This is a genomic window from Betaproteobacteria bacterium (assembly GCA_016791345.1).
In the GTDB taxonomy this organism is placed as follows: Bacteria; Pseudomonadota; Gammaproteobacteria; order Burkholderiales; family JAEUMW01; genus JAEUMW01.
Genome location: JAEUMW010000042.1, coordinates 1 through 3,385, shown reverse-complemented (window position 1 = coordinate 3,385; position 3,385 = coordinate 1). Strand labels below are relative to the sequence as shown.

Below are 3,385 nucleotides of genomic sequence, written 5' to 3'. Positions count from 1 at the left end.
CAGGCTGTCCGCGGTGTGCGAGAGCCCGGCGATGCCGCAGGCGAGCGTGCGCAGGATGTCGCGATCGTGCAGCGCCATCAGCACCGCCTCGTAGCAGTACTTGTCGTGCATGTAGTGGATGACGTTGAGCGCGTTCACGTACACCTTCGCCAGCCACTCCATCATGGTGTCGAAGCGCTCCATCACCTCATCGTAATCGAGCACATCGCCCGTGATCGGCGCGAGCATCGGTCCGATCTGCTCGCCAGACTTCTCGTCGCGGCCGCCGTTGATCGCGTAGAGCAGCGTCTTCGGCAGATTCACGCGCGCGCCGAAGAACTGCATCTGCTTGCCGACGCGCATGCCCGAGACGCAGCAGGCGATCGCCGCGTCGTCGCCGAACTTGGGCCGCATCATGTCGTCGGACATGTACTGGATCGAACTCGTGTCGATCGAGCATTTGGCGGCGAAGCGCTTGAAGCCGTCCGGCAGCCGCGGCGACCAGCCGACGGTGAGGTTAGGCTCGGGTGCCGGTCCCAGGTTGTAGAGCGTGTTGAGAATGCGGAAGCTGGTCTTGGTCACCAGCGTGCGGCCGTCCTCACCCATGCCGCCGATGAACTCGGTGACCCAGGTGGGATCGCCGGAGAAGAGTTGGTTGTATTCCGGAGTGCGCAGGAAGCGCACGATGCGGAACTTGATGACGAGATCGTCGATGAGCTCCTGTGCCTGCGATTCCGTGAGCGTGCCCTCGCGCAGGTCGCGCTCCAGGTAGATGTCGAGAAAGGACGAGATGCGCCCGACCGACATCGCTGCGCCGTTCTGCTCCTTGATCGCGGCGAGATACGCGAAGTAGGTCCACTGCACCGCTTCGCGACCGTTCGCGGCCGGCTGCGACACGTCGTAGCCGTAGCCTTGCGCCATCTGCCCGATCTGCTTGAGCGACCTGATCTGCTCGGCGAGTTCCTCGCGCAGACGGATCACGTCCTCCGTCGAGTGACGGTCGTCGAGCTCGGCACGCTCGACCTGCTTGGCCTCGATCAGGGCATCGAGACCATACAGCGCCAGGCGCCGATAGTCGCCGATGATGCGGCCGCGGCCGTAGGCGTCGGGCAGGCCGGTGACGATGTGTGAGCTGCGCGCCTTGCGGATGTCCGCCGTGTACGCATCGAAGACGCCGTCGTTGTGCGTCTTGCAGTATTTCGTGTAGACCTTCCTGATCTCGGGATCGGGCTCGTAGCCGTATGCCTTCAGGCTCGCCTCGACGACCCGCCAGCCGCCCTTCGGCATGATCGCGCGCTTGAGTGGCGCATCCGTCTGCAGGCCGACGATGAGTTCGAGATCGCGGTCGATGTAGCCGGGGCCGTGGGCGACGATGGTGGAAGGCTCCTGCGAGACGTCGAGCACGCCCTTTTTCGTTTCCTCGGCGAGCATCGGCAGCAGCTTTTCCCACACCTTGCGCGTGCGCTCCGTCGGCCCGGCGAGAAAGCTGCGGTCACCCTCGTACGGCGTGTAGTTGCGCTGGATGAAGTCACGCAGATTGATGCGCGACTGCCACGGACCCGGCTCGAAGTCGCGCCAGGGGTTGTAGGGGGAATCTTCCGCTTCCTTCGGGATGGCTGCCATGGGAACTCTCCGCGCCGCAGGGTTGAAGACTTTTTCTGTTTTCGTGTCCGCCTGACAGGTACGCCCGGGCGCGACGAATTCGCCGGCGCGGGTCGAATCGCTGGATCACACGGCGAACATTGTGCGCCTTATTTCGCGAGCGTCCAGGTGTGCCGAGCGATCATCAGTTCCTCGTTGGTGGGGATCACCCATGCTGCAACGCGGCTCGCGGGCGTGCTGATGCACCGCGCCCCGCTTCCGGCATTCGCACCGGCATCCAATTCCAGGCCCAGCCACGCCGCCTGCCGGCACACCGCCTCTCGAATCGGCGCCGCGTGCTCGCCGATGCCGGCAGTGAAGACGATCGCGTCCAGTCCACCGAGGGCAGCTGCGAGTGACCCCAGCTCGCGGCCGATGCGGTAGACAAAGAGATCGATGGCGAGTTTCGCCTTGGGCTCACTGCTCTCGACCAACTCGCGCATGTCACTGGAGACACCGGACACCCCGAGCAGCCCGGACTGCTTGTAGAGCAGCGACTCGATCGCGGCCGCGTCCATCTTGAGCTCCTGCATGCAGTACAGGACGACTCCAGGATCGAGGTTGCCGGTGCGGGTCCCCATCGGCAGTCCATCCACGGCCGTGAATCCCATGGTGCTCGCGACGCTTTTGCAGTTTTGCATTGCGCACATGCTGGCGCCGTTGCCGAGGTGCAGCACCACCGTCTTGCCGGCAGCCGCGCGCGGGTCGTGTTGCGGCAAGACGGAAGCGATGTATTCGTAGGACAGACCGTGGAAGCCGTAGCGGCGCACCCCGCGATCGGTGATCGAGGCCGGCAGCGCGAAGGCCTGTGCCAGCGGTGGCGCGGTCTGGTGGAAGGCGGTGTCGAAGCAGGCCACCTGCGGCAGCTCCGGTCGGCGCTCAGCGATGACGCGGATCGGCAGCAGATTGTGCGGCTGGTGCAGGGGGGCCAGCGGAATGAACTCCTCGAGTTGCTTCAGGATCGTCGCATCGACGCGCACCGGCGCCGCATAGCGGCTACCGCCGTGGACCACGCGGTGGCCGACCGCGACCACGTTCGTGTCCGAAGCGTGCGAGCGCAGCCACCCGAAAAGAAACTCCAGCGCGCCCGTGTGCTGCGGCGCGGCGTCCTCGGCCCAGGCGTGTTCGCCGATGACCTTGCCGTCCGCGTCCTTCGCGCGGAAGCGGGCGTGGCCGTAGAGTTCCTCCAGGTTGCCGCTGACGACGGCTTCGACGTCACCGCCTGCGATCAGGAACTCCGTGAACTTGAGGCTCGACGATCCGGCGTTGAGAACCAGGATCGCGTCGCTCATTTGATCTCCCCCTTGGCGGCAAGCTCGCGCCGGCGATGCACGACGAGTGCTGCCACCGCGCACGAGGCGAGCCGGCTTTCCACCGAGTCGGCACGGCTGGTGAGGGTGATCGGCACGCGCGCCCCGACCACGATGCCCGCCGAATCGGCGTCGGCGAGAAACGACAGGCTCTTCGCCAGCATGTTGCCGGCTTCGAGGTCGGGCACCACCAGGATGTCGGCCTGGCCGGCGACGGCACTGCTGATGCCCTTGATGCGCGCGGCTTCAGTGCTGATCGCGTTGTCCAGCGCGAGCGGGCCGTCGAGGATGCCGCCGGTGATCTGTCCGCGGTCTGCCATCTTGCAGAGCGCTGCCGCCTCCACCGTCGAGTCGAGCTTCGGGTTCACCGTCTCCATCGCCGACAGGATCGCCACCTTCGGCTGCTCGACACCGAGCGCGTGCGCGAGATCGATGGCGTTCTGCACGATGTCGAT

At 65.7% G+C, this 3,385-nt stretch carries 3 protein-coding genes; all 3 read right to left on the bottom strand.

Annotated features, from left to right (window positions below; genetic code table 11):
- A partial coding sequence (locus JNK68_01520; GenBank protein MBL8539027.1) for a formate acetyltransferase occupies positions 1–1,602 on the bottom strand: 1,602 nt, incomplete at its 3' end.
- Positions 1,603–1,730: 128 nt separating this feature from the next.
- Positions 1,731–2,912 (bottom strand): acetate/propionate family kinase, encoded by a 1,182-nt coding sequence (locus JNK68_01515; GenBank protein MBL8539026.1) that lies wholly within the window; start codon positions 2,910–2,912, stop codon positions 1,731–1,733.
- Positions 2,909–3,385: phosphate acetyltransferase (locus tag JNK68_01510; protein ID MBL8539025.1), on the bottom strand; the 477-nt coding region annotated here is incomplete at its 5' end. The genes JNK68_01515 and JNK68_01510, both read right to left, overlap by 4 nt.

Bases quoted from the DNA above. Each gene is read 5' to 3' on its own strand.
- JNK68_01515 (MBL8539026.1), bottom strand. From the start codon at position 2,912: ATGAGCGACGCGATCCTGGTTCTCAACGCCGGATCGTCGAGCCTCAAG.